This is a genomic window from Nocardia sp. NPDC004260 (genome assembly GCF_053603155.1).
The window spans coordinates 1-1544 of the sequence record NZ_JBSGEZ010000254.1 but is presented as its reverse complement, the minus strand read 5'-3'; the positions used below and the strand labels follow the sequence as shown (position 1 = coordinate 1544).

1 protein-coding gene and 1 pseudogene are annotated in these 1544 nt (G+C 67.6%); both read right to left on the bottom strand.

All coding sequences use genetic code 11. The features are described from left to right. Positions 1–193, bottom strand: a 193-nt coding sequence (locus ACWEO7_RS39455) for a hypothetical protein (protein WP_452430948.1), incomplete at its 3' end; no start/stop codon positions are given. A gap of 322 nt (positions 194–515) precedes the next feature. Then, positions 516–1203: pseudogene (locus tag ACWEO7_RS39450) on the bottom strand (transposase); the annotation flags it as partial. Positions 1204–1544: the final 341 nt, after the last annotated feature.

The following is a 1544-nucleotide window of genomic DNA, read 5'->3' as shown; positions in this document are numbered from 1 at the left end:
CGCGGTCGCGCTCGCGGTAGCGCCGGCAACCGCCCTGGCAGCCCCGGTCCTCGCTGCCCCGCTGACCCTCGAACCCGCCGATCCAGCCCAAACCGACGAACAGGCACAGCCCGACGATCAAGCCGAGCCCGGCGGTCAAGCCGAGCCCGCGCCCGGCCCCGCCGACCCGATCCACGGCGGTGGCGGCAGCCACCACCTCTCCCACGGCGGCCTGCCCTCCACCGGAAGCGCGTTCTGAGCCAGCCGTGACCTAACCCCTGGCGGCCACGGGTCCAGTTCGGTACGGGCGACCTACCGGTTCGCGCCGCCGACGAAGTGACTGCCAGGGGAAGGCCGACAACCGTTGGCCCAGGATGACCGCCGCCGCCGATCTCGGCCCGGCCGGCGCCCGGCGGGCGGTCACACCGGCACACCGTTTCACCCCGCCCGGCTCTACCGCGGGCCGGCTCTGACCTGTGTCGGTGAGCGGGGCCGGCGTATCTAGAAGTAATTCCAAGGGGTGGCGGGCCGCTTGGTCAGTGGTCGTAGGCGGTCAGTGATCGGTGGATGGGTGCGCCGACCTTGTCGTTGGGCCAGATCGCGGCGGTCATGGCGAGGAGTCGTTGCAGGACGCGCACGACGACGCCGTCGGGGGTGCGTCCGCCGTGTCGTTCCAGGTCGAGCGGGCCTTTGAGGGTCTGGTTGATCGACTCGACGGTCTGGCGTAGCGGTTTGAAGAACCAGACACGGGGCCGTTCGGTTCGCCCTTGCGAGCTGGTCGCCGCAGTTGAAGGCCCTGTTTGGTGAGGGTGAACTCGAATTCGGTGCCGAAGTAGTTCTTGTCGGCGATCGATGTCTGACCTCGACGGTCGGCGAGCAGGTAGGGGTCGAGGGTGAGGATGTCGAGCAATGTTCGGCGTTCGTCGGCTTTCGCGCCGGTCAACGCAAACCCGATTGGGGGAGTCCACCCAGGGTGGCGCTCAGATGCAGGCGCAGGCCCCAGAAGTAGCGCGAATGCGAAGCGCAGTAGCCGTATTCGGCCCATCCGGCCAGATCGGATCGGCGGACCGTCTCCTTGGAACGGCCGCACTCGACCGGGTTCGAGTCGATGACCCACACGTCGTCGGTTCACAGCGTCGTGTCGACCGACAACACCCGCAGCACCATCTTGAGCATCGGGGATGCCTTCCGCAGCCGCTTGTTGTAGCCGGCAGGTATCGGAACAGGTGACGCAGATGGGCGCGCGCACCAAACCCGGGGCGATGCAGAACATTTTCGTGCGCGAAACCAGACATTGCGCGGGTCGGGACGCTCCGGGGATGGGGCGTACCGCGCGCTGCTGCCTGGGGGTCTCTGCCCGTGTGGCTTTCGCCGACGTGCAGGCACGCGGCGGCGATAGCCTTCCCGGGGGACTGAACACGAACAGCATGAGGGCGGGATCGGCCTGTCACGGTCGAGCAGATCGCTGAGGTGAACCGTCCTGGACTGGCTGGAGACTCCTGATATAGCAAGGGAGACTGTCAGCCATGGCGGCACCACGGAAGTTCGACGAGGAGACTCGCGCT